The 22,103-nt window shown below is 69.4% G+C and carries 27 protein-coding genes; 18 read left to right on the forward strand and 9 right to left on the reverse strand.

Features of this window, described 5'->3' with window-relative positions; translation table 11 throughout:
• Positions 1-84: 84 nt before the first annotated feature.
• The 8 genes from CEP17_RS01690 to CEP17_RS01725 all read left to right on the forward strand — a co-directional run bounded on the left by CEP17_RS01690 (position 85) and on the right by CEP17_RS01725 (position 8,555).
• A complete protein-coding gene (locus tag CEP17_RS01690) occupies positions 85-852 on the forward strand; it encodes an IclR family transcriptional regulator (protein ID WP_112931021.1) in 768 nt (255 codons plus the stop codon).
• Between the two features lie 93 nt (positions 853-945).
• The gene (locus tag CEP17_RS01695; protein WP_135950105.1) at positions 946-1,926 is read left to right on the forward strand and encodes a sugar ABC transporter substrate-binding protein; all 981 of its coding nucleotides are present in this window, start codon (positions 946-948) and stop codon (positions 1,924-1,926) included.
• Complete coding sequence (locus tag CEP17_RS01700) at positions 1,923-3,446, forward strand: sugar ABC transporter ATP-binding protein (RefSeq protein ID WP_112931023.1); 1,524 nt, start codon at positions 1,923-1,925, stop codon at positions 3,444-3,446. Before CEP17_RS01695 ends, CEP17_RS01700 begins: the two co-directional genes overlap by 4 nt.
• Positions 3,447-3,476: 30 nt before the next feature.
• Positions 3,477-4,484 carry an ABC transporter permease gene (locus CEP17_RS01705; RefSeq protein ID WP_112931024.1) on the forward strand — a complete coding sequence of 336 codons (1,008 nt, stop codon included), beginning with the start codon at positions 3,477-3,479 and terminating at the stop codon, positions 4,482-4,484.
• Positions 4,481-5,422, forward strand: a complete 942-nt coding sequence (locus CEP17_RS01710) for an amidohydrolase family protein (protein WP_162722387.1) — start codon at positions 4,481-4,483, stop codon at positions 5,420-5,422. The genes CEP17_RS01705 and CEP17_RS01710 overlap by 4 nt, the downstream gene beginning before the upstream one ends.
• On the forward strand, positions 5,419-6,459 hold the full coding sequence (locus CEP17_RS01715; protein WP_112931025.1) for an alcohol dehydrogenase catalytic domain-containing protein: 1,041 nt from the start codon (positions 5,419-5,421) through the stop codon (positions 6,457-6,459). The genes CEP17_RS01710 and CEP17_RS01715 overlap by 4 nt, the downstream gene beginning before the upstream one ends.
• Positions 6,452-7,630 carry an L-rhamnonate dehydratase gene (rhmD, locus tag CEP17_RS01720; RefSeq protein ID WP_112931026.1) on the forward strand — a complete coding sequence of 393 codons (1,179 nt, stop codon included), beginning with the start codon at positions 6,452-6,454 and terminating at the stop codon, positions 7,628-7,630. Before CEP17_RS01715 ends, rhmD begins: the two co-directional genes overlap by 8 nt.
• Positions 7,631-7,691: 61 nt before the next feature.
• Positions 7,692-8,555: a fumarylacetoacetate hydrolase family protein gene (locus CEP17_RS01725; protein ID WP_112931027.1), complete on the forward strand. Its 864-nt coding sequence runs from the start codon at positions 7,692-7,694 to the stop codon at positions 8,553-8,555.
• Between the two features lie 135 nt (positions 8,556-8,690).
• Here the strand turns inward: CEP17_RS01725 and CEP17_RS01730 are convergent, their stop codons facing one another.
• Positions 8,691-8,960, reverse strand: coding sequence for a hypothetical protein (locus tag CEP17_RS01730; RefSeq protein ID WP_112931028.1), 270 nt, complete (start codon positions 8,958-8,960; stop codon positions 8,691-8,693).
• Between the two features lie 53 nt (positions 8,961-9,013).
• The gene (locus CEP17_RS01735) at positions 9,014-9,751 is read right to left on the reverse strand and encodes a GNAT family N-acetyltransferase (RefSeq protein WP_112931029.1); all 738 of its coding nucleotides are present in this window, start codon (positions 9,749-9,751) and stop codon (positions 9,014-9,016) included.
• Between the two features lie 103 nt (positions 9,752-9,854).
• On the opposite strand from CEP17_RS01735, the gene CEP17_RS01740 reads away from it, so the two are divergent.
• Both CEP17_RS01740 and CEP17_RS01745 read left to right on the forward strand, forming a co-directional pair.
• The gene (locus CEP17_RS01740; protein ID WP_112931030.1) at positions 9,855-10,247 is read left to right on the forward strand and encodes a VOC family protein; all 393 of its coding nucleotides are present in this window, start codon (positions 9,855-9,857) and stop codon (positions 10,245-10,247) included.
• A 26-nt stretch (positions 10,248-10,273) separates the two neighbouring features.
• On the forward strand, positions 10,274-10,726 hold the full coding sequence (locus CEP17_RS01745) for an SRPBCC family protein (RefSeq protein ID WP_112931031.1): 453 nt from the start codon (positions 10,274-10,276) through the stop codon (positions 10,724-10,726).
• A 13-nt stretch (positions 10,727-10,739) separates the two neighbouring features.
• On the opposite strand, the gene CEP17_RS01750 is transcribed toward CEP17_RS01745, so the two are convergent.
• Together CEP17_RS01750 and CEP17_RS01755 are read right to left on the reverse strand one after the other, a co-directional pair.
• A complete protein-coding gene (locus CEP17_RS01750) occupies positions 10,740-11,399 on the reverse strand; it encodes a hypothetical protein (RefSeq protein WP_162722388.1) in 660 nt (219 codons plus the stop codon).
• Positions 11,400-11,426: 27 nt separating this feature from the next.
• Positions 11,427-11,972, reverse strand: a complete 546-nt coding sequence (locus tag CEP17_RS01755; RefSeq protein WP_112932837.1) for a GNAT family protein — start codon at positions 11,970-11,972, stop codon at positions 11,427-11,429.
• Positions 11,973-12,014: 42 nt separating this feature from the next.
• Here CEP17_RS01755 and CEP17_RS01760 point away from each other — a divergent pair, with 42 nt between their 5' ends.
• Positions 12,015-12,614 (forward strand): TetR/AcrR family transcriptional regulator, encoded by a 600-nt coding sequence (locus tag CEP17_RS01760; RefSeq protein WP_162722389.1) that lies wholly within the window; start codon positions 12,015-12,017, stop codon positions 12,612-12,614.
• Here the strand turns inward: CEP17_RS01760 and CEP17_RS01765 are convergent.
• The gene (locus tag CEP17_RS01765) at positions 12,604-13,098 is read right to left on the reverse strand and encodes a MarR family transcriptional regulator (RefSeq protein WP_112931033.1); all 495 of its coding nucleotides are present in this window, start codon (positions 13,096-13,098) and stop codon (positions 12,604-12,606) included. The genes CEP17_RS01760 and CEP17_RS01765 overlap by 11 nt on opposite strands.
• A 140-nt stretch (positions 13,099-13,238) precedes the next feature.
• Between CEP17_RS01765 and CEP17_RS01770 the strand changes: the two genes are divergently transcribed.
• From CEP17_RS01770 to CEP17_RS01780, 3 genes are all read left to right on the forward strand, one after another.
• On the forward strand, positions 13,239-14,045 hold the full coding sequence (locus tag CEP17_RS01770) for an MBL fold metallo-hydrolase (RefSeq protein WP_239498563.1): 807 nt from the start codon (positions 13,239-13,241) through the stop codon (positions 14,043-14,045).
• Positions 14,036-14,449, forward strand: coding sequence for a nuclear transport factor 2 family protein (locus CEP17_RS01775; protein WP_112931035.1), 414 nt, complete (start codon positions 14,036-14,038; stop codon positions 14,447-14,449). Before CEP17_RS01770 ends, CEP17_RS01775 begins: the two co-directional genes overlap by 10 nt.
• A gap of 94 nt (positions 14,450-14,543) precedes the next feature.
• A complete protein-coding gene (locus CEP17_RS01780; protein WP_112931036.1) occupies positions 14,544-14,924 on the forward strand; it encodes a nuclear transport factor 2 family protein in 381 nt (126 codons plus the stop codon).
• Between the two features lie 73 nt (positions 14,925-14,997).
• Here CEP17_RS01780 and CEP17_RS01785 read toward each other — a convergent pair whose 3' ends face one another.
• On the reverse strand, positions 14,998-15,825 hold the full coding sequence (locus CEP17_RS01785; RefSeq protein ID WP_112931037.1) for a MerR family transcriptional regulator: 828 nt from the start codon (positions 15,823-15,825) through the stop codon (positions 14,998-15,000).
• A gap of 171 nt (positions 15,826-15,996) precedes the next feature.
• Positions 15,997-16,200, reverse strand: coding sequence for a cold-shock protein (locus CEP17_RS01790; protein ID WP_036283106.1), 204 nt, complete (start codon positions 16,198-16,200; stop codon positions 15,997-15,999).
• 499 nt (positions 16,201-16,699) lie between these two features.
• Here CEP17_RS01790 and CEP17_RS01795 point away from each other — a divergent pair, with 499 nt between their 5' ends.
• The 3 genes from CEP17_RS01795 to CEP17_RS01805 are packed head-to-tail and all read left to right on the forward strand — an operon-like array spanning position 16,700 to position 19,377.
• Positions 16,700-18,055, forward strand: a complete 1,356-nt coding sequence (locus CEP17_RS01795) for an MFS transporter (protein ID WP_112931038.1) — start codon at positions 16,700-16,702, stop codon at positions 18,053-18,055.
• 48 nt (positions 18,056-18,103) lie between these two features.
• Positions 18,104-18,898 carry a hypothetical protein gene (locus CEP17_RS01800; RefSeq protein WP_112931039.1) on the forward strand — a complete coding sequence of 265 codons (795 nt, stop codon included), beginning with the start codon at positions 18,104-18,106 and terminating at the stop codon, positions 18,896-18,898.
• A complete protein-coding gene (locus CEP17_RS01805) occupies positions 18,895-19,377 on the forward strand; it encodes a GNAT family N-acetyltransferase (protein WP_239498564.1) in 483 nt (160 codons plus the stop codon). The genes CEP17_RS01800 and CEP17_RS01805 overlap by 4 nt, the downstream gene beginning before the upstream one ends.
• 25 nt (positions 19,378-19,402) lie before the next feature.
• Here the strand turns inward: CEP17_RS01805 and CEP17_RS01810 are convergent, their stop codons facing one another.
• Positions 19,403-20,122, reverse strand: a complete 720-nt coding sequence (locus CEP17_RS01810; protein WP_112931040.1) for an SDR family NAD(P)-dependent oxidoreductase — start codon at positions 20,120-20,122, stop codon at positions 19,403-19,405.
• A 72-nt stretch (positions 20,123-20,194) separates the two neighbouring features.
• Here CEP17_RS01810 and CEP17_RS01815 point away from each other — a divergent pair, with 72 nt between their 5' ends.
• A complete protein-coding gene (locus tag CEP17_RS01815) occupies positions 20,195-20,833 on the forward strand; it encodes a TetR/AcrR family transcriptional regulator (protein ID WP_112931041.1) in 639 nt (212 codons plus the stop codon).
• On the opposite strand, the gene CEP17_RS01820 is transcribed toward CEP17_RS01815, so the two are convergent.
• Complete coding sequence (locus CEP17_RS01820; protein ID WP_112931042.1) at positions 20,788-22,050, reverse strand: APC family permease; 1,263 nt, start codon at positions 22,048-22,050, stop codon at positions 20,788-20,790. The two genes, CEP17_RS01815 and CEP17_RS01820, sit on opposite strands and share 46 nt — an antisense overlap.
• Positions 22,051-22,103 lie beyond the last annotated feature (53 nt).

Below are 22,103 nucleotides of genomic sequence, written 5' to 3' on the forward strand. Positions count from 1 at the left end.
CACCGCATTCGCGAAGCGCAGTAAGTCCGAGAAGAAATTCTGAACACTGGCACCTCGTTCACGAATATGAACTAGAGTCGCGGTATGAGTGACGCCGTGGTCAAGTCAGCCGATCGGGCGCTCGTTGTCCTCGAGTTCGTCGCCGAGCGCAGTGCCGCGACCTTCAGCGAGATCGCCGGCGGTCTCGCCCTTCCGCGCTCCAGTGCACACGGGCTGCTCAACACCCTCGCCTCGAGCGGCTGGCTCGTGTTCGACCCCGCGACCAAGCTCTACTCGCTCGGGCTCCGCGCATGGCAGGTGGGTCAGCGTTACGAGGGTCACCGCGACATCGTCGCGGCCGCGCAGCCGCGCATGGATGCCCTCGCGGCTCAGCTGGGGGAGACCGTCCAGCTCGCGCGACTCGACGGCCTCGAGAACGTCTACATCGCCATCAGCGATTCGCCGAATCCCATGCGGCTGGCCTCGTCGGTCGGCATGCGCCTGCCTTCCTATGCCACGGGAATCGGGAAGGCCCTGCTGTCCATGCTCGATCCGGCCGACGCGGGCCATCGCCTGCGCGCCATCGAACGGCGCGCGTATACGGCGCACACGGTGACCGGCGCCGACGAGCTGCTCGCGGTACTGGGTGCGGCGCGAGCGCAGCGCTTCGCCGTCGACGATGAGGAATTCACCGAAGGATGCCGCTGCGTCGCCGTGCCGCTGACGCGGATGGACGCCGCCGGCCTCTACACCGCGATGTCGGTCACCATGCCCACCTTCCGCACCACCGAGGCGTGGCCCCGCGACGTTCTCGGGCCTCTTCGCGACACCGCCGCGGCCATCCAGGACAGCCTCGGGATCGCTGCGCCCTGAGGGTCAACTCTTGCTTGACAAGCGGGTTATTCACGCCCACTATGTTCATATACGTACATCAAGGTTCACGTATATGAACACAAAGGAGTGATCGTGAGCTGGAAGAAGAGGCTGGTCGCGCTGGGGGCGACCGCTGTGATTGCGAGCCTGGCGTTGTCCGGGTGCAGCAAGGCAGGAGACTCCGCGGGCGCCGCAACGGCGAGCGCGGGGCAGAAGATCACCATCGGCGTGGTGATCACGGGTATCTCGATGTACCCCTACTACCAGGCCCAGGCCGCCGGCATCGAAGCCGCCGCGAAGGCCGAAGGCAGCGACGTCGACGTCGTCGTGCTCGACAGCCAGGCGAGTGACCAGACCGAGCAGTCGAACGTCGAGCAGATGATCAACCGCAAGGTCAACGCGCTGATCTTCACGCCCGGCTCCGCCGAGGCCGGCGCGGCCCTCGCCACCCAGGCCAAGAACGCCGGCATCCCCGTCGTCGCCGTCGACCGCAAGGCAGGCGACGACACGGCCGCCTACGTCGGCTACGACAACGTCAAGCTCGGCGAGGCCATGGCCACCTATGCCGTGAAGCAGCTGGGTGGCAAGGGCAACATCGGCGGAGAGATCGGTGTCGCCGGTGTCGTCAACGTCATCAACCGGGCCAAGGGCTGGCAGAACGTGATCTCCCAGAACCCCGGCATCACGTATGTCGGCGAGGTCGAGACCGGGTTCGACCCCGCACAGGCCTACACCGTGACGCAGAACCTGCTCACCGGTCACCCCGAGACGCAGTACCTGCTCGTCATGGACGACAACACCGCACTCGGCACCATCCGCGCCGTCAAGGAGTCCGGCAAGGACGTGAAGGTCGTAGGCCTCGGCGCGCAGACTGCGGGCCTGAAGGCCGTGCAGGACGGTGACATGGCCGCAACGGTGCTCATGAAGCCCTACGAGCTCGGCTACGTCGGCCTGCAGACCGCCGTGAAGATCGCGCGCGGCGAGAAATACGACCCGGCACCCACCTTCGACAACCCCGTCATCACGAAGGACAACGTCGCCGACTTCATCGGCAAGGAGGGCGTGGGCTGGTGAACACCCCCACGGCAGCCGCCGCCTCCGGCACTCCGGTGCTGGAGGCGCGCGGCCTCACCAAGAGCTTCGGCACCGCTCGCGTGGTCGACGGCATCCACCTGAGCCTGCTGCCCGGACGCGTGCACGCGCTCGTCGGCGAGAACGGCGCCGGCAAGTCGACGATCATCAAGATGCTGTGCGGGGTGGAGCAGCCTGACGAGGGCGAGTTGCTGCTCGACGGCGAGGCCATCACTCTGCACGCACCGGCGGATGCCGCGTCGGCGCGCATCGCGACCGTCTACCAGGAGCTCGACGTCATCGACGAGCTGACCGTCGCCCAGAACGTCATGCTGGGGCGCGAAGTGCGCCGGGGTCCGTTCCTCGACGACCGCGCCTCGGCGCGCCTCGCCGCCGCCGCGCTGGCCCGAGCCGGCTCGACCGTCGACACGCAGGCCTACCCGCGCGACCTGTCGCTCGCGCAGCAGCAGCGCATCGTCATCGCCCGCTGCCTGCTCGCCGAAGCGCGCGTGCTGATCCTCGATGAGCCCACGGCTGCCCTCGGCCCCCACGAGGTCGACGACCTCGCCGTGCTCGTGCGGGAGCTCACCGCCTCCGGCGTGAGCGTGCTGTTCGTCTCCCACCGTCTCGAGGAGGTCATGGAGATAGCCGACGAGGTCACCGTGCTCCGCGACGGTCGCGTCGTGTCGCACCGGCCGGTGGCCGAGACCGACCCCGCCCGGATCATCCAGGAGATGACCGGCCGTGAACTCGACCTCACGGCCGTGCGCTCGCCGGCCGCCGCGGCCGCATCGGCCGAACGGCCCGTCGTGCTCGAACTGCGGGGCCTGCCGATGCGTGAGAGCACGCTCGACCTTGCGGTGCACGCCGGGGAGATCGTCGGCATCGCCGGGCTCGCCGGCTCTGGACGCACGCGTCTCATCTCGCACATCATCGGCGATCCCTGGCACGGGGGACAGGTGATCATCGACGGCACCGACGTCGGACGACTCGATCCCGCCCGAGCGCTCGCCGCCGGCATCGCGTTCCTGCCCGAAGACCGCAAGCGCGACGGCCTCGTGCTCGAACAGTCCGCGCCCTTCAACGTGTCGCTGTCGGGGCTCATCCGCGCCGGCCGGCGATGGACGAGCCGCCGCGACGACACCCGCCGTTTCGACGACGCGATGCAGCGGATGTCGCTGCGCGGCAACCCGCGCGGACCCGTCGGGCGCCTCTCCGGCGGCAACCAGCAGAAGGTGCTCCTCGCACGCCTGCTGGCGACCGATCCGCGAGTGATCATCCTCGACGAGCCCACGCGCGGCGTCGACATCGGCGCCAAGAAGGAGATCTGGGAGCTGCTGGAGGCGCTGGCCGACAGCGGACTGGCCATCGTCATGGTCTCGTCCGAGCTTCCCGAGATCCTCCGCCTCAGCGACCGCATCCTCGTCGTCGCCGAGGGTCAGGTGACGGGCGAGTTCCCGGCATCCACACCTCAGCACGTGCTGCTGCGCGCCGCCCTGCCGGCGCGCGAGCGCGTGGCCTGATCCGTCTTCCACAGAAAGGTCCACGTCGTCGTGACCACCACTCTGCCCGCCACCGCCGCGGAACCGCGCCCGACCGGCTCGCGCCGCCGTCTCACGCTCTCGACGCTGCGGGGAAGCACCCTCCTGCTCGTGCTCGCCGCCCTCGTCGTCGTCTTCTCGCTGCAGTCGCCGCTGTTCTTCACCTACGGCAACTTCGTCTCGATCCTGCAGGCCTGTGTCGTCGTCGGCCTGCTCGCGCTCGGGCTGACCGTCGTCGTGCTCACCGGAGGCATCGATCTCTCGTTCGCCTCGGTGATGGCACTGACGAGCGTGACCGCGGGAGCCATCAACGTCTCGCTCGGCATGCCCGCGGTCGTTGCCGTCATCGTCGCCCTCGTCGTCGGGGCCGCCTTCGGCGCGCTCAACGGGCTGCTCGTTGCCATCACACGGCTGCAGCCGTTCGTCGTGACCCTCGGGACGTACTCGATCGCGCTGTCGCTCTCGCTCGCCGTCTCCGGTGGCGGCCCCATCCAGGGCCTGAGCGAGGACTTCACCGACCTCACCGCGTTCCGTGTCGCCGGCATCCCGACCGCCGTGTTCGTCTTGGCGCTCATCGTCGCGGTGCTGTGGGTCGCGACCCGCAAGACCCGGTGGGGACGCTTCGTGTACGCGACGGGCGGCAACGAGAGCGCTGCGCGCCTGGCCGGCGTGCGCATCAAGCGCATCAAGTTCAGCGCCTACGTCCTCTGCGGACTGACCGCCGCCGTCGCCGGCGTGCTCAACACCAGCACCCTTCAGGTCGCCCAGCCCCAGCCCGGGTTCAACCTGCTGCTGACCGGCGTCGCCGCCGTCGTCGTCGGGGGCGCCTCGCTGACCGGCGGTGTCGGCAGCATCGGCGGCACGGTCGTCGGCGTCGTCCTGCTCGCCGTGCTGTCCAACGGGCTCAACGTGCTGACCGTGGCACCCTTCTGGCAGAACCTGGTGCTCGGCGTCGTCATCATCGGCGCGGTGCTCCTGAACGAGACGGTGCGCGCCCGCTCGGCGGAGTCGGGCTCGTGATCGACGTCGTCGACGCGCACCACCACCTCTGGGTGCTCGGCACGCCCGGCCAGCGCTACGCGTGGCTCGAAGACGCGCCGGTCGAGCGCTTCCACGGGCCCGACGCGCCGCTGCGCACCGACTACGAGCTCGACGACTTCCGCGCCGACGCAGAGGGGCTCCGCGAGATCGGCATGCGTCTGGTCGGCTCGGTGCACGTCGATGCGGGCGCGTCCGACGGCGTCGCCGAGGCGCGCTGGATCTCGCAGCTGCGCGAGTCGGAGGGGATGCCGCAGGCCATCGTCGCCGGCGCCGATCTCCTCGCCGCCGACGCCGAGGAGCGTCTCCGCGCGCTCACCGGCATCCCGGGTGTCGTCGGCGTGCGCCACATCCTCAACTGGCACCCCGATCCGCGCTTCACCTACACCGCACGCGCCGACATCATCAGCGACCCCGTGTGGCTCGCGAACTTCGCCGCGCTCGTACAGGCGGACCTGTCGTTCGACGCGCAGGTCTACCCGGATCAGTACGCCGACCTCGCGCGGCTCGCACGGCAGCATCCCGAGGCGCAGATCATCCTCAACCACACCGGCATGCCGATCGGACGCAGCGACGACGACATCGCGCACTGGCGGGTGCAGCTGCGCGCTCTCGCCGCCGAACCGAACGTGTCGATCAAGATCTCCGGCCTCGGCATGGTCGATCACCGGTGGGATGCCGCGTCGCTCCGTCCCTTCGTCCGTGAGGCGATCGAGGCCTTCGGCGCCGAGCGCGCCATGTTCGCCAGCAATTTCCCGGTCGACAAGCTCTACTCCTCCTACGCACAGCTCTACACGGCGTTCGACGAGCTGACCCGCGATGCCTCGGCATCCGAGCGGGGCGCCCTTTTCGGGCTGACGGCCCGACGCATCTACCGCATGGGTCCCCTCGGCCCGTCCAGACAGGAGACGACACGATGAAGGCGCTGACTCTGCAGGAGTTCGGCCGTATGGCGGTCGTCGAGCATCCCGACCCGCGCGCTGAGGACGGGACTGTCGTCATCGCGGTCATCGCGACCGGCATCTGCGGCTCGGACATCCACGGTTACACGGGGGAGAACGGCCGGCGCTTCCCGGGGCAGATCATGGGTCATGAGACGGTCGGACGCATCATCGAGGTCGGTGGAGGTGTCGACGGCCTCGCGGTGGGCGACCTCGTCACCGTGAACCCGGTCGTCATCCCGGCCACCGATGCGGATGAGTACCGGGGACGCGAACAGCACCACCCCGATCGATACGTCATCGGTGTGCGCGCGGATCTGCCCGCCGCCTTCGCCGAGCGGCTGTGCGTTCCGGCGCGCAATGTCGTCCGCCTTGCCGACGACCTGCCTCCCGACTACGGCGCGCTGATCGAGCCGCTCGCGGTCGCCGTGCACGCCGTGCGCCGGGTCGGCATCGCACCCGGACACAAGGTGCTCGTGCTCGGCGGCGGACCGATCGGGCAGTCCGTCGTGCTCGCGCTCATCATGGCCGGGGTCACCGACATCGTCGTGAGCGAACTGGATGCCGGGCGGCGCGACCTCATCTCTCGCCTCGGCGCGACAGCGGTCGACCCGACGAGCTCCCCGCTGGTCGCGTCGGTCGAAGGCGTGTTCGGTTCGCTCGCCGACGTCACGATCGATGCGGTGGGCATCAGCCGCACGCTCGAGCAGGCGCTCACCGCAACGCGGTTCGGCGGTTCGATCTCCCTCGTCGGGATGGGGGCGCCGACGGTGGAGCTCTCGGCGTTCCGAGTGAGCACCGAGGAGCGCACGATCGTCGGCAGCTTCACGTATTCGTCGGAGGACTTCGACGACGCGGCGCACTGGATGTCGACGGCGCCCGCCGCGGCTTCCGCCCTCATCAGCGAGGTGGTGTCGCTCGATGACGCCCCCGCGGCATTCGCGCGCCTCGCGCACTCCACGACCACGCCGGGCAAGGTGCTCGTGCGCTTCAACGAAGGGAACGGCGATGTCTGAGCTGCGGATCGCGCAGGTGCGCGCCTACACGCTGCGCGGCGGCGGGGCCGATTATCACGACCAGCCGGAAGGGCACTGGATCGACGACCACATCGCCACGCCGATGTCGGTTTATCCGGAGTTCCGGCAGTCGCGGCAGAGCTTCGGCATCAACGTCCTCGGAACTCTCGTCGTCGAGATCGAAGCCGAAGACGGCACGGTGGGCTTCTCGGTCACGACCGCCGGTGAAGTGGGCGCGTTCATCGTCGAGCGCCACCTCGCGCGGTTCGGCGAAGGTGCACGCGTCACCGACATCGAGCGCATCTGGGACCAGATGTACAAGTCGACGCTGTTCTACGGCCGTCGCGGTGTCGTGCTGAACGCCATCAGCGGCGTCGATCTGGCGCTGTACGACCTGCTCGGCAAGATCCGTCAGGAGCCGGTGTTCGCGCTTCTGGGCGGCGCCGTCCGCGACGAGCTGGTCTTCTACGCCACCGGTGCGCGACCCGATCGGGCGAAGGAGCTCGGCTTCATCGGCGGCAAGATGCCGCTGCACCACGGGCCGGCCGAAGGTGAAGAGGGCATGCGCAAGAACCTCGAGATGATCCGCGACATGCGTGAGCGCGTCGGCGACGACTTCTGGCTGATGCTCGACTGCTGGATGTCACTCGACCTCGACTACGCCACCCGGCTGGCGCACGGAGCCGCCGAATACGGCCTGAAGTGGATCGAGGAGGCGCTGCCACCGGACGACTACTGGGGTTATGCGCAGCTGCGTGCCCAGGTTCCGCCCACGATGCTCGTTACGACCGGTGAGCACGAAGCGACGCGCTGGGGCTTCCGTCACCTGCTGGAGATGAAAGCGGCCGACATCATCCAGCCCGACGTGGGGTGGTGCGGAGGAATCACCGAGCTGGCCAAGATCTCCGCCCTCGCCGACGCGCACGGCGTCATGGTCGTGCCGCACGGCTCGTCGGTGTACTCGTACCACTTCGTCGTCACCCGGACCAACAGCCCGTTCGCCGAGTTCCTGATGATGCACCCCACTGCGGAGGAAGTGGTTCCCATGTTCTCGCCGATCCTCGACGGTGAGCCGGTGCCCGTCAACGGACGACTGAAGGTGCCCGAGACGCCGGGATTCGGCGTGTCGCTGAACCCCGACATCCCGACATTCCGTCCCTACACCCACTGATCCGGCATCCAGAGATCCGGCATCCACTGATCTCGCCGACGGCGAGGAGAGAGAGCACATCATGAAGCTGCGTCGACTCGGGCCCCAGGGCACGGAGATCCCCGTGGTGGAAGACGGCGGTCGCTACCTGCGCATCGACGCGCTGACCGCCGACATCGACGGCGTGTTTTTCGCCGGTGGTGGCCTGGAGCGCGTGCGCGCCGCGCTCGCCGCCGGAACGCTGCCCGAACTCGACGGTGCGGCGCAGTTGCGTGTCGGAGCACCGATCGCTCGGCCGACCGCGGTGCTGTGCATCGGGCAGAACTACGCTGCACACGCCGCCGAGTCCGGCGATGCGCCGCCAACGGTGCCGATCCTGTTCTACAAGCACCCGAACACGGTCGTCGGCCCCTTCGACGACGTCGCCATTCCCCCCGGTGCGGTCAAGGTCGACTGGGAGGTGGAGCTGGGTGTGGTCATCGGGCGCCGCGCGCGCTATCTCTCTTCGCCCGCAGAGGCCTTGGACTACGTCGCGGGCTACGTCGTCAGCAACGACGTCTCCGAACGCGCGTATCAGGTCGAACACTCGGGCGGGCAGTGGTCGAAGGGCAAGAGCGCCGAGACGTTCAATCCGCTCGGGCCGGCGCTCGTCACAGCCGACGAGGTCGGCGACCCGCAGAACCTGCGGCTGTGGTCGCTCGTGAACGGGCAGCCTCGACAGGACTCCCACACCGGCGACATGATCTTCTCCGTCGCCGAGATCGTCCACCACCTCAGCCAGTACGTCGTGCTCGAGCCGGGCGATCTCATCAACACGGGCACGCCGCAGGGTGTCGCGCTTTCGGGACGCTTTCCCTATCTCTCGGAGGGCGACGTCATGGAGGTCGGCATCGAAAGGCTCGGCGCCGCACAGCAGCGACTGGTGGCCGCGTCGGTGCCCGCCTGAATGGCTACCGCTCACCCGTCGCACTGAGCACGGAAATCAACTGTGTCAGGACATGGGGCATTGTCCTCAACGTCCTGACGATGCTGCTGATGATCCTGCTGTTGTTCTGGATCCCGATATACGGATAGGGCTCGCTCAGCCGCCCTGCGCCGCGAGCGATCCGATGATGACGGGCGCTCTATTCTCCTCGCACGCATCTGTGATGGCGCGCACGGCTTGACGGAACGTCTCGCTGGCGGGCATCTCTCCGGCATCTTCCAACGACTCGACGGCGCGGATCGTGGGGGTCACCGGCGAGGCGCCGCGGGGAATCACCGACCACACCTGCTGCAGTGCGACTTGGCGTGCGTCGTCGTCGGCCTGGTCGATCGTCCCTTTGGATAGCAGCGCTCTGTCGCCACGCACTACTGGTCGTCGCGATCACCGCGGATGCATGGTGCAGAGGGGGCGCTGCGCGGCTACTGCGGCGCGCGCACCGAGCTGAAACGCGTGCGGCGACGCAGCGCGAAGCCGAGACGCTCGTAGGCGGCGATCGCGCCGGTGTTGGATGCCGCGGCATGCATCAGCGCCCGGTCGCCGCGCTGCTGGATGTGGAAGGCCACATCCAGCACGAGCCGCGAAGCGAACCCCTGACGGCGGTGGTCCTCATCGACCGCGACGGCGCTGATCTCGGTCCAGCCTGCGGGATGCAGGCGCTCGCCCGCCATCGCCACGAGGCGCCCGCCCCGGCGGATGCCGACGTAGCGCCCGAGTTCGTGGGTGCGCGGGCGGAACGGACCGGGTTGGTTGCGGGCAACGATCGCGAGCATGTCCTCCACATCGTCGGCACCGAGCTCCACAGCCTCTTCGTCCGGGCGCGTCGATAACGCTGGCGTCTCGATCAGCTGCACACCGTCGCCGCCGCCGACGAACTCCCACCCGTCCGGCAGCTCGCCGTCGAAGCCCGACAGACCGAACTGCTCCCCGGCATCCACGATCTCGCGCAGCGCGTCCCAGACCGCGGGGTCGTCCCACGTGCGCACGGCGACGAAGGGCGCGACATCGTCCGGGTAGCGGCGGGCGAGCTCGCCGCCGATGGCGAACGCGGCGTGCGGCCCCGTCAGCGACGACCACGCCGCGTTGTCGAGCACGGCGTTCCGCGCAGCGGCGTCGTCGGAGAGGGTGGAAGCGAGAAGATCGATCGAGACATCGGGCACCACACCACTGTCCGCCGCAACGCGCGAACACGCAAACCGACGCGATACCGCCACCACGCCGAGGCGCCGTCCACGCACGCGCAAGCCTGCAAGACTGGCCATCGTGCCGGGATTTCATCACGTCGAGCTGTGGGTCGCCGACCTGTCAGAGGCTCGCCTCGAGTGGGGCTGGCTGCTTGCGCAACTCGGCTTCGAACGCGACAGCTCGTGGTCCGAGGGGGAGTCGTGGAGCGCCGGAGGGGCGTACTTTACGCTCACGACGTCGCCGAACCTCTCCCGCGCCGCGCACGATCGCCGGGCGCCTGGCGTGAACCACCTGGCCTTCCACGGAGGAACCCGCACGCGCGTCGACGCCATCATGGCCGCCGCGCCCGCGCAGGGGTGGACGCCGCTGTACCACGACCGCTATCCACACGCGGGCGGTCCGGATCACTACGCCGGCTGGCTGGAGAACTCGGCGGGCGCCAAAGCCGAGATCGTCGCCGACGGCTCCTGATCGCGCGCGGCTGCGAGGATCGACGCATGGCGAGCTCCTTCACGGTCACCACCCGCGCGCGCGTCCCCGGTGAGCGGCTGTTCGATCTGTCGCTCGACATCGATTCGCATCTGGCGTCGATGTCGGCATCCGAGGAGCGCGCGATCGATGGCGTGACCGCCGGCGGGATCGGGCTGGGGGAGACGGTCACCTGGCGGGCTCGCCACGTCGGCATCTGGTTCACGATGACCGTACGCATCGCGGAGCTCGACCGACCCCGGCGGTTCGTCGACGAGCAGACCCACGGCCCGTTCCGGTCGTTCCGGCACGAGCACGTGTTCGACGACGACGGCGACGGTGGCACGATCATGACGGACACGATCACGCTCTCCTCGCCCATCTTCGGGGCGCTCGCAGAGCGGCTGATCCTCGTGCCCTACCTGCGGAGGGTGATCGTCGAGCGCAACCGGCACCTCGTCGACGCGCTCGACGCGCGGTGAGCGGCCGCCCTCGTCAGAGCACGGCGAGAACGAGCCAGGCAAACAGGATGCCGATGATCAGCGCTCCCGCCCACGACATCGCGGCGGCGGCGTACCAGTTCTGCCGCAGCTGCAGGTCGAGGTAGCGAGGGTCTTCGCGGGGAGTGCGGCCGAGCGCGCGGCCGGTGACCAGCATCGCGGGAAGGAGCAGCACGACGCCCAGCACGAATGCCACCAGCTGCAGGAGAGCGGCCGACGAGGCGTACCCCGGGGCGGCGACGTTGCGCAGCGATGAGAGGGCGCCGGCGATGTCCTGCGGACCGCAGATCGCGATCAGCGCCACCGTGCCGATCACGCGCACGACTACCCGCGCCGCGGCATCCATCGGTGTCGGACGCCTCTGGGGCAGAGGTTCGCCATGCTCGGCCCGCCACGACTCGCGCGCGGTGCGCCGCTGCAGCAGCGGCCACAGGACCAGCGCGACCATGCCGGCGAGAATCCAGGCGAACACCTGGTTGGCCGAGACGGCGATGCCGAGCTCGCGCGCCCCGAGGATGCCGCCGATCCACAAGGCGATGACGAGAGGCACCGACAGACAGATCACGGCGATCACGACGACCGTGCGGACGACGCCGCGGCGACGAGTCGGGCCAGCGGGCGGCGCCGTCTCACCAGACGACGGCGGAGCACTCACACGGTCAGTTTACGAGCGGAGCCGTGCTCATGCCGCCGCGAGATCGCCGCGGACGATCGCCCACACCTGCTTGTCGTGGAAGACGCCGCCGTTGAGCCACGCTCCGCGCAGCGTGCCATCGAGGGTCATCCCCAGTCGGCGGGCGACGGCGGCGCTGCGCTCGTTGTCGGCCCGGCAGCGCCATTCAGCCCGGTTCAGGCCGCGCTCGCGGAGGGCATAGTCGACGAGCATCCGGGATGCCGAGGTCACCAGCCCCCGCCCCTCGGCGGCCGGTTCGAGCCAGCATCCGATCTCGCACTGGCCCGCGGCGGCGCTGAAGCTCACGAACATCACGCCGCCGACCAGCTGACCGTCGTTCCAGATGCCGAAGAGGCGCCCTCCGTCGTCGGCCGCGCTCTGCGCGTACCGCTGCAGCGTGGCGCGGGCGCCGTCGACGGTGTCGGTGACGAAGGAGGCACCGACCCACGGACGGATGTGCTCACGCGCCCGGTCGAGGTGTGCGGCGAACTCGTCGGCATGCCAGACCTCGAGCGGTCGCAGCGTGGAGGTGGGGGAGAGGTCTCGGTGGAACATGGCACCTTCCATAACGATCGTTATGTGAGGCAGTCTAGACCCATGTCCCCCTCCGAGCGCTCGCGCAGCGACCGTCAGGCCGAGGTGGCCGAGGCGGTGTGGCGCGTGCTCGACCGCGACGGCTTCGTCGGGCTGTCGCTCCGTGTCGTCGCGGCCGAGATGGGCGCGACCACCGGAACGGTCACGCACTACTTCCGTTCCAAGGCCGCACTGGTTGGCTACGCGCTCGAGTTGCTCGCGCAGCGGCGCGATGAGGGAGAGCGCGCCGCGCCGGACGAACCCGTCGAGGCCCTGCGGGCAGCGCTTCTCGGGATGCTGCCACTCGACCCGACATCGCGATCGGCGACGCGCATCTGGGTGAGCTCGTGGGACGCGGCGCTGCCCAGCGCCGACCGTTCCGCCGATCACGCAGGTCGCTATCGGCGCAGTCGCGACACGCTTGCCGGCATCGTCGCGGCCGCTCTCAGTGGTGCTCAGAAGGAGGCTGATGCGATCGTGATCGCCGAGCAGCTGCAGGCGACGATGCTCGGTCTTGCGACGCAAGCCGTTCTCGATCCCGACGCGTATCCCGCCGACGTCCTGAGCCGGCTGGTCGATGCGGCCATCGCCAGGTGGATCGGACCGAGACTCGTCAGGGCATGACGGGAAGCGTCGCGGACACGCTCTTGCTCAGGGCGCGCACGCCGGCTTCGAAGGACTTCTCGCTGCCCGGCGGCAGCGCGCTGAGCAGCTGGCGCTCGATGTTTCGCGCGTGAATCGCCGAGGCCTCCAGGAGTACGCGGGTCCCCGCCGGCGTCAGGCGCACGAGTTGCACGCGCCCGTCGACGGTGGAGGCGCGTCTGTCGACGAGCCCCTGCTCCACAGCGCGGCTGACCAGGCGCGTCGCGCCACCGGAGGTGACCACCTTCGCCTGCGCGATGTCCTTCACCGAGACGCCGTCCTCGCCCGCGCGAGCGACGATCAGCAGCATCTCGAACAGCGAGTGGCTGAGCCCCGTGCTGTCCTCGAGTTCCTGCGACAGGAGGTACTCGAACCCCTTGGCGGCGGCCAGGAGGCGGCCGAAGATGAGGATGCGGTGGTCGTAGGCGGCCTCTGCCGGTGACGTGAAGGTGGGCTCGTGGGCCATGCGTCACACAGTAGGGCAGGGAAGGCGAACTTCTTTGCGGTACACGGGAATAGCTGACTAGTCAGCTAAGTTGACGTCAGTGTGCCGCGCGGGCGGCCGTCGCTCAGAGGGTCTGAGCTTTCGCAGGAAGGAAACACATCATGGCTCTGGATTTCATGGTTCTCGATCTCGACTTTCCGGTCGGCTCGAAGAACAAGACCGCCACACTGGTGACGGGCGACACGGAGGCTGTTCTCGTCGACGCGGGCTTCACGCGTGCCGACGGTCATCGTCTCGTCGCCGCGGTGCTGGATGCGGGCAAGACTCTCACGACGGTCGTCGTCAGCCACGCCGACCCCGACTTCTACTTCGGACTCGAGGTCGTCGCCGATGCGTTCCCCGACGCGAAGATCGTCGCGACGCCGATCGTGATCGAGCACATCCGCGCCTCGTTCGAAGGCAAGCTGAAGGCGTGGAGCACGCTGGGCGCGAACCTGCCGACGCGCCTGGTCGAGATCTCGCCGCTGACGGCGGACGCCGTGACGGTCGACGGTGAGCGTCTGGAGCTGCGCGGCGGCTCGGCGACCCTGCCCGACCGTCAGTACCTGTGGAACGAGTCGCACCGGGCCGTGCTGGGTGGGGTGCTCGTCTTCCAGCAGGAGCACGTCTGGACCGCCGACACGGCGACCCCCGAGCAGCGGCAGGCCTGGATCGCCCTCCTGGACGAGATGCAGGCGCTGCAGCCCCAGCTCGTCGTCCCCGGACACCGACTGCCCGGCACGGCAACCGACGTGACGGCGATCGAGTACACGCGCAGCTACCTGCAGACGTTCGAGGAGATTCTCGCCTCGTCCGCCGACGGCGCTGCCGTGACTGCGGCTCTCACCGAGCGCTACCCGACCTCCGGCATGCTCATCGCCGCGCAGATCGGTCCGAAGGTCGCGAAGGGAGAGATGTCATGGGGCTGAACGACGCCACCGTCTCCAACGCGCCGCGCGACGTGGTCCGGCGCCAGTACCTCGCCTCCGCAGCCGGTGATCTTGACGCGCTGCGTGCCACGCTCGCCCCAGACGTCGAGTGGACCGAGATGGCGGGCTTCCCTCTTGCCGGCACCTACCGGACCCCTGAGGGAGTGACCTCCCACGTGATGGAGCGCCTCGGCCAGGACTGGGACGGCTGGACCGCCCACGACGACACCTACGTCGTCGACGGCGAGAACGTCGTCGTGCTGGCCCGCTACACAGCGACCCACCGCGCGACGGGCAACGCCCTCGACGTGCGGGTGGCCCACCACTTCGTCGTCCGCGGCGGCCTGATCGTCCGCTTCGAGCAGTTCGTCGACACGGCGAAGGTCCGCGACGCGAGCGTCTGAGCGGCATCCGCCCACCCCTCGTCAGAGCGCGGCGAGGATGACAAACTACGGTCGAGCGCGACGCTCGCCGGAGAACACGAGAGAGAAGAGATCGATGTCCACCACCGACAACACCCAGTTGGTCGTCTCGTTCTACGAGCAGGCATTCAACGCGGGTCAACCCGAAGAGGCCGCCGCCCGTGCCCTCGGCGAGAACTACACGCAGCACAACCCCGAGGCGCAGGACGGACCGGCCGCGTTCATCGGCTACACCCACTGGCTGCGGGGAATGTTCCCCGAGCTGCACCTCGACATCAAGCGCACCATCGCCGAGGGCGACCTCGTGGTCACCCACAGCAACCTCCATCTCACGCCCGGCGACCGCGGTAAGGCCGTCGCCGACTTCTGGCGCGTGGTCGACGGCAAGATCGTCGAGCACTGGGATGTCATCCAGGACGTGCCCGAGAAGGCGTCCAACGACAACACGATGTTCTGACCCTCCACAGCGAGGGCCACGCCGCGGTTCGGGGTGGCCCTCGCGTTATCGGGCGCCTCTGCTGCCGTCCGGCTCAGGCGAGCGGTTCGTAGACCTCCGTGACCAGCTCGTCGGCGCTGACGTCGGCGGGCGTGTTGAGGTAGATGTTGAAGGCACGCGCGGCGACCGTGTCGTCGCTGCGCACGTGCAGTCCATCCTTCGCGATCCGCTCATTGATCAGGTCGTGGGCCGCGGTGATCTGGTCGTACGGCCCGACGACGCGTGCGACGAGGCAATCGCGTTCGGGAAGCTCGACGATCTCGAGGGGAGCGTCGACGGTGGTACCAGGCGCGACCGGAACGAAGATCGACAGGTCGACGTCACGTTCGGTGTACTGATCATCGTGCTCGATGACGCCGCAGGGGCCGATCGGCGTGATCGACTGGGCGCTGAGCGCGGGCATCATCCGTCCCCAGAGCTGACCCTCGTCGGCGTAGGTGGGGACGATGCCGCGGAGGCTGGCGAGGGTCATCGCGGGGACGGTCGTGCGGCTGACGGTGATGGACATGGTGGCTTCTCCTTGGTCGAGCAGTCGGTTGATGAGAGAGACACGTCCCTGGGCCGCGCGCTGTTCCTCAAGCAGGGTCTCGCGCTGCAGGCGCAGGGCGCGGGTCCACTCGCGGGTGTGGCGGGCGGCGAGGAGGATGCCGATGGCGGAGACGCCGAATCCGATGTCGCGCAGGTTGCGGATGTCCGCGGCATCCTGCAGCTGTCGCGCCGCATACCGCCGATACCCGCTCGCGGGCTCGACGTGTGCGGGGACGAGAACCCCGTGGAGGTCGTAGTGGCGCAGCATGCGCACGGACAGGCGGCTCAGCGAGCTGAACTGTCCGATCGTCATGAGATCCGTGGTCTCGGTCATGGATGTCATCGTGGCGTCTGACACGGTGTGAGAGTCAAGGCCGGGGATAAGTCGGGATGCTGCAGATCGTCGGCGCCGTCACGGACAGGCCCGAGCACGCGCATTCTCGGTGACCCCAAAGAAGGAGCCCGCCTCGACAGCAGTCGGGGCGGGCTCTTTCGTGACTCTGGATCAGAGGGCGCGGATGTTCGCAGCCTGCATGCCCTTGGGGCCACGCTCGGCGTCGAATTCGACCTTCTGGTCTTCGCGCAGCTCCTTGAAGCCGTCGCTGACGATTGCGGAGAAGTGCGCGAACAGGTCGGCTGAGCCGTCATCCGGCGCGATGAAGCCGTAGCCCTTCTCGGAGTTGAACCATTTCACGGTGCCAGTGGCCATCGTGTCTTTCCTTCTGTTTTTCGGGCCGCCGGAGCGACCGGGTGTGCCGCGTCGACGAATGCGACGCGGACGTGTGTGGGTCGATGCGGAGGCGGCGAGCGCTGCGGTGACAGCTGCGCGCGCGGCATCCAGGTCGACGTGGATGCCGAGGTCTTGCCCCTGAGCGCCGCAGGCGCGCGCGCCGGCATCCGTCTCGTGGACGAACCCGGCGTACTCGCCGAGAACCGTCGCGACGTACACGTCGTGATCGGCCTGGCGCCAAGTGACCTCGTGTGAGGTGAGGAGAATCATCAATCGTTTCTGTGCACGTCGTCACAGGACGTGCAGGCGGCGAACAGATACCGCGGGTAGAAGGTGGTGGTCCGAGTGGTGAGCTCTCGACGTCGAGAGGGGTGGGACGGACCCGCGCCCGAGATGCGGACACACCAGCCTAGCACGTGCCCCCGCTCGTCGCTGGGCTCCGCCTCGCATCGACGGAGGGAGGGGTATAACTGCAGGAATGCGTCGTCCTTTTCCCGCGCCCTTCGTGACGGCGCTGTTGTGGGGCACGTCGCTGAACCCCCTCAACTCCTCGATCATTGCGACCTCGCTCGTCGCGATCGCCGCCGCCTTCCAGGTCGGCGCGGGACAGACGGCCGCTCTCGTCGCTGCGGTGTACGTCGCCAGCGCCGTCGGGCAGCCCGCCATGGGGCGCCTCGCGGGCGAGTTCGGACCACGTCGCATGCTCGTCGTCGGGTTGGGCATCGTGACGCTGGCCGGCATCATCGGCGTCCTCGCCCCCACCTTCGCCTGGCTCGTCGTCTCACGGGCGCTCGTGGGCATCGGCACCGCTGCCGGGTACCCCTGTGCCATGGCGATCATCCGCACCCGTGCGGACGCGGCGCGCACCGGCATCCCCGGATCGGTGCTCGGAGGCATCTCCATCGCCAGTCAGGTGACGGCCGCGCTGGGTCTGCCGGTCGGCGGCTGGCTCACGGCGGCGTGGGGGTGGCCCGCGGTGTTCGCCGTGAACGTGCCGCTCGGCCTCATCGGTGTCGGCCTCGTGCTGCGGTGGGTGCCTCGAGATCCGCCGCGCACCACGAGTGGCGGGGGCTCGCTCGCACAGGCGCTGGACCCGGCGGGTATGGCCTTGTTCGCCGCCGCCGTGATTTCGCTCATCGCCGCGATCTCCGACATCCGGCACGTGTCGTGGATCGCGCTCGTCGTCTTCGTGTTGTCGACGACGGCCCTCGTCGTGTGGGAGCTTCGCGCGTTCGCTCCGTTCATCGATGTGCGGATGCTGCGACGCAACGGACCGCTCGTGCGGACGTACGTGAGGCAGGCTCTCGCGTTGATGGCGGCATACGCCGTGCTGTACGGATACGTGCAGTGGCTCGAGCAGGGGCGTGGTCTGGATGCGACCGCGAGCGGCCTGATCATGCTGCCGATGAGTGCCGTGGCGGCGGTCGGCGCCGCCGTCATCTCGCGCGACGCCCTCATCCGCGCTCCGCTCGTCATCAGCGGTGTGGCCATGCTGGTCGGCGGTGTCGGCATCGTTCTGCTCAACGCGACAACGGACGTCATCGCCCTCGTTGCACTCAGCATCGTGTTCGGGGTGGTTCTGGGGATGACCACCACGAGCAACCAGGCCGCGCTGTACACCCAGACGACCGCCGATCAGATCGCCGTCGCGTCGGGCCTCGCACGCACCGCGGGGTATCTCGGCGCCATCTTCGCTTCGGCGCTGATCGCGCTGGCCTTCCCGCAGGCCGCTTCGGATGCCGGCATGCACACGATCGGCTGGGTCATCGTGGGCACGGCCGTCGCCGTCCTTCTTCTCGTCCTCGCCGATCCTCGCGTGCCGCGGCGGGGGTAGCGGCGGACGGTCCGGACGCAGCGACGACGGCTGTCATAGGCTCGACGCATGCGACGATCTCTGCCTGCCGCTCTGACGCTCGCCGTTCTCGCCTCCACGATGGCTCTGACGTCGTGCGCCGCGGGCGGGCCTGCGCCCGCTGCCTCGACGACGGCCGCCGTCGCGAGCCCCACGCCGTCCGCGGCGACGAACGGGCCCGCCACCATCGCCGCGCCGAGCGTCTGCGACGCCGTCGATCTGACGGCGGATGCCGCTGTCGCAGGCGCCGACCTCGCCGCCTGCGTCGTGGGCTTTTCGAAGGCGGCGGGCAGCGGCCATGAGACCTTCTCGGCAACCGACGGCACGACGGGGACGGCGGACTTCGTCTTCGGCGATGCTCCTGCCCTGTCCGGAACGGTCACGAGCAGCGGCGGCACGACGTCGTTCGTGCTCACCCCTGATGCCTCCTGGGTCACGATCGACGGCGCCTGGGTGCAGGGAGACGCGACCAGCTCGGATCCGAAGAAGATGCTGGCGGGCACCATCGGGCAGGCCTACCGGGCGTTCGCCGACCCGTCGGCCACCGCATCGCTCATCTCGTCCGCGCCGACCTGGACGGTGCAGAAGGACCAGGATGTCGTCGACCTCCCCGACGGCACCCAGGCGCGCGCCTGGCGTGTGCAGGCCGACGCGCCTTTCAGCGCCGTCGGCGCCGACGTGCAGGAGATGACGCTCTGGCTGACCTCCGGGCACGTGCCCGCCGGTGTTCAGGCCACGGTGTCGGTGGCCGGCACGCAGACGACGACCACGCAGCACTTCTCGGGCTGGGGGATGCCGGTCAGCATCGCCACGCCGCAGCCGTGAACGTCGCGGACGGCGCCGCCGCCCCCCTCGTGCTCGAACCCTGCGGGGCGGATGCCGTGGCCGATCTCACCGCGTTCCTCCGCGAGGTCGACCTGACTCTCAGCGGGCTCGACGAGCCGGACGTGCGCCTGTGGATCGAGCGCGACGCCGAGGGCCGGATCGTCGGGAGCACGGGCTACGAGTTGAACGCCGCCGGGGATGCCGTTCTCGTCCGCAGCGTCGCCGTCCACCCGCGCCAGCGCGCCGCCGGTCGCGGAACGGCTCTCGCCCGCTTTGCCCTGGCCCGTGCGGCCGACGAGGGGGCCACGACGGCGTGGCTGTTCAGCCGCCGATCCGGCGGGTTCTGGCAGACGCTCGGCTTCGCGCCCGCAGACCGCGACGAACTCGCCGCGCTGTTCGCCGAGACCCACCAGGTGCGGATGTTCCAAGAGAGCGGTCGGCTGAGCATCGAGGTGGCCTGGTCGATGCCCCTGGCGTGAGTCGACGCCGCGGCGTCCTGCGCGCTCACCAGGGGATGGGCTCGCCGTGGCGGTCGAGGTACCGCAGTCCCGGGATGCCGCGCTGATGCTCCACGGTCGCGACGAGTGCGGGGATGCTCTCGCTCACGTTCAGCGGGGCGCCGGTGCCGCCCATGTCCGTCTGCACCCAACCCGGCGCCATCAGCAACAGGGGCCGGTCGGCGCCGCGCCGAGCGGCATAGCTGCGCGTGAGCTGGTTGAGCGCGGCCTTGCTTGCCCGGTAGACCTCGAAACCGCCGGTCTCGTTGCGACCGATGCTTCCCTGGCCGGAGGACATCACCGCGATCGTCGCGTCGGGACCGACGAGATCGTCGAGGCCCTCGATGACGCGCAGCGGCGCGATCGCGTTCGTGAGCATCGTCGTGACGATATCGGTATCCGACATGTCGATCGCCCGCGCCTCCTGCGGGGCGAGCGACACCCCGGCGACCACGAACAGCACGTCGATCGTGCGGCCTCGCAGCTGCGCAGCGAGACGGTCGTGCAGCGCCGCGATCTCGCCGGTCGACGTCACGTCGACGCGCTCGATGTGGAGGGCATCGCTCCCGGCTTCGCGGAGGTCGTGAAGCGGTGTGTGAGCGTCGCTACGTACGGTGCCGTACACCTCGTAGCCGAGGCGGAGGTACTCCGTCGCGACCGCGAAGCCGAGGCCGCGGGAGGCACCGACGATCAGCGCGATCGGTCGGTCGGGGGTGGAGTTCTTCATCGTCTACGTCCTTTCGCTCAACGGTTGTTGAGTCGAGGCTATCACTTCGCTCAACGTGTGTAGAGTGAAAACATGAATGAGCAGCGATCGCGCGCCGACCAGCGTGCCGAGACGAGTGCGCGCATCGTGGCCGCTGCCCAGGAGGAGTTCGCGGCGGGCGGATGGGCCAAGGCGACGATCCGCGGCATTGCGCGCCGCGCCGGAGTCGACCCCGCGCTCGTCATGCAGCGTTACGGCTCGAAGGAGAAGCTGTTCGCGGCGGCGGTCCTGCCGGCCGTTGCGCTCGATGATGCGGATACGACGGGCCACCTGGCCGAGGTTCTCGAGGCCCGGATGCGTGCGTTGTCGCCGGCGACCGAGGCGCTGTTGCGATCCGCTCCTGCCGCGCCGGAGGCCGCCGACGCCCTCCGCGAATATCTGTCTGAACGTGCCGACGGTCTCGTGCGGGCGTGGCGCGACGATGCGGAGGGGCCGGAGAACGCGGACGATGAGCTGCGCGCAGCCATGATCGTCTCCAGCATCCTCGGCATGACGATCGCGCGGCACCTCCTCGGACTCGATGCGCTGGCGCGACTCGATCGGGACGCGGTGGACCGGATCGCCGCGCCCTGGTTTGCGGCGCTCACGCCTCCCGACGCGGTGACGACGCCGGCGTCCGGGCCCGGTCAGACCGACGCGGAGCCGCCCCGCCGCAGCCGCAGCGCCCGATAGCCGACGCCGACGCCCGCGACCACGATGCCCCCGATGATCGAGGGCCACGGCAGGGTCGCGACCAGTGCCACGCAGCCGATCATGCCCACGAGCTGCAGCGCGCGGGGGAAGCGGCGGTCCGCGGCATCCTGTCGGAACGCCGCGATGTTGGCGATCAGGTAGTACAGCAGCACGCCGAACGACGAGAATCCGATCGCGGATCGCAGGTCGGTCGTTACGATCAGAAGACTCACGATGACCGCGAGCACCAGCTCCGCACGGTGGGGAACGGCGTAGCGCGGGTGCACCGCCGAGAGCCAGTGGGGCAGATCTCCCGCGCGGGCCATGGCGAGGCTCGTGCGGCCGATGCCGGCGACGAGAGCCAGCAGCGCCCCGAGGGATGCCGCCGCCGCGCCGACCCGCACCACCGGCGCGGTCCACGTCCACCCGCCCGCCGCCGCCACGTCGGCTAGCGGTGCCGACGAGGCCGCGAGTCGGTCAGGGCCGAGGGTGGCGAGCGCGGCGAGGGCGATCGCGACGTAGACGATGAGGGCGAGGCTCAGCGCGAGGACGATCGCGCGGGGGATCGTGCGGCGCGGATCGCGCACCTCCTCGCCCATCGTGGCGATGCGGGCGTACCCCGCGAAGGCGAAGAACAGCAGCCCGGCCGACTGGAGCACGCCGTACCAGCCGTGAGGGCCGGCGGAGATGGCCAGGTTGTCGGCGGAGCCGGCGCCGGATGCCGAGGCGGCCACGACGACGAGCGCGAGCGCGGCGAGCACGACCACCACGATCACCTTCGTGAGGGCCGCGGTACGGGTGACCCCGACCGTGTTGACCGCCGCGAGCACCAGCACCGCGATGACGGCGACGGGCTTCTCCCACCCCGCGGGGGCGGCGTACGAGGCGAACGTCAACGCCATGGCCGCGCAGCTGGCGGTCTTGCCGATGACGAACGACCACCCGGCGAAGAACCCCGACCACGGGCCGATCATCTCCCGGCCGTAGACGTACGTCCCCCCGGACGTCGGAAGCTGCGCCGCCAGCTGCGCGGACGACGTCGCATTGGCGTAGGCGACGACGGCGGCGATCGCGAGGCCGATCAACAGTCCCGAGCCGGCCGCCGCGGCAGCGGGCGCGAACGCCGCGAACACGCCGGCGCCGATCATCGAGCCCACGCCGATCGCGATCGCATCGACGAGGCCCAGCCGGCGGGCCAGCGCCGCGGGGGCGCTCATCGCTCTCGCGACGACGTACGAGGAGGAATCACGCCGCGATTGTAGTGCGCGCC

The organism is Microbacterium sp. PM5 (genome assembly GCF_003293595.1).
GTDB lineage: Bacteria > Actinomycetota > Actinomycetes > Actinomycetales > Microbacteriaceae > Microbacterium.

What these genes read in the sequence shown, in the direction of transcription:
- CEP17_RS01725 (WP_112931027.1), top strand. Translation starts at nt 7,692, where the DNA reads ATGAAGCTGCGTCGACTCGGGCCCCAGGGCACGGAGATCCCCGTGGTG.
- CEP17_RS01780 (WP_112931036.1), top strand. Translation starts at nt 14,544, where the DNA reads ATGTCCACCACCGACAACACCCAGTTGGTCGTCTCGTTCTACGAGCAG.
- CEP17_RS01715 (WP_112931025.1), top strand. Translation starts at nt 5,419, where the DNA reads ATGAAGGCGCTGACTCTGCAGGAGTTCGGCCGTATGGCGGTCGTCGAG.
- CEP17_RS01820 (WP_112931042.1), bottom strand. Translation starts at nt 22,050, where the DNA reads ATGAGCGCCCCCGCGGCGCTGGCCCGCCGGCTGGGCCTCGTCGATGCG.
- CEP17_RS01755 (WP_112932837.1), bottom strand. Translation starts at nt 11,972, where the DNA reads ATGTTCCACCGAGACCTCTCCCCCACCTCCACGCTGCGACCGCTCGAG.
- CEP17_RS01785 (WP_112931037.1), bottom strand. Translation starts at nt 15,825, where the DNA reads ATGACCGAGACCACGGATCTCATGACGATCGGACAGTTCAGCTCGCTG.
- CEP17_RS01690 (WP_112931021.1), top strand. Translation starts at nt 85, where the DNA reads ATGAGTGACGCCGTGGTCAAGTCAGCCGATCGGGCGCTCGTTGTCCTC.
- CEP17_RS01810 (WP_112931040.1), bottom strand. Translation starts at nt 20,122, where the DNA reads ATGAAGAACTCCACCCCCGACCGACCGATCGCGCTGATCGTCGGTGCC.
- CEP17_RS01770 (WP_239498563.1), top strand. Translation starts at nt 13,239, where the DNA reads ATGGCTCTGGATTTCATGGTTCTCGATCTCGACTTTCCGGTCGGCTCG.
- CEP17_RS01800 (WP_112931039.1), top strand. Translation starts at nt 18,104, where the DNA reads ATGCGACGATCTCTGCCTGCCGCTCTGACGCTCGCCGTTCTCGCCTCC.
- CEP17_RS01745 (WP_112931031.1), top strand. Translation starts at nt 10,274, where the DNA reads ATGGCGAGCTCCTTCACGGTCACCACCCGCGCGCGCGTCCCCGGTGAG.
- CEP17_RS01760 (WP_162722389.1), top strand. Translation starts at nt 12,015, where the DNA reads ATGTCCCCCTCCGAGCGCTCGCGCAGCGACCGTCAGGCCGAGGTGGCC.
- rhmD (WP_112931026.1), top strand. Translation starts at nt 6,452, where the DNA reads ATGTCTGAGCTGCGGATCGCGCAGGTGCGCGCCTACACGCTGCGCGGC.
- CEP17_RS01795 (WP_112931038.1), top strand. Translation starts at nt 16,700, where the DNA reads ATGCGTCGTCCTTTTCCCGCGCCCTTCGTGACGGCGCTGTTGTGGGGC.
- CEP17_RS01765 (WP_112931033.1), bottom strand. Translation starts at nt 13,098, where the DNA reads ATGGCCCACGAGCCCACCTTCACGTCACCGGCAGAGGCCGCCTACGAC.
- CEP17_RS01815 (WP_112931041.1), top strand. Translation starts at nt 20,195, where the DNA reads ATGAATGAGCAGCGATCGCGCGCCGACCAGCGTGCCGAGACGAGTGCG.
- CEP17_RS01775 (WP_112931035.1), top strand. Translation starts at nt 14,036, where the DNA reads ATGGGGCTGAACGACGCCACCGTCTCCAACGCGCCGCGCGACGTGGTC.
- CEP17_RS01790 (WP_036283106.1), bottom strand. Translation starts at nt 16,200, where the DNA reads ATGGCCACTGGCACCGTGAAATGGTTCAACTCCGAGAAGGGCTACGGC.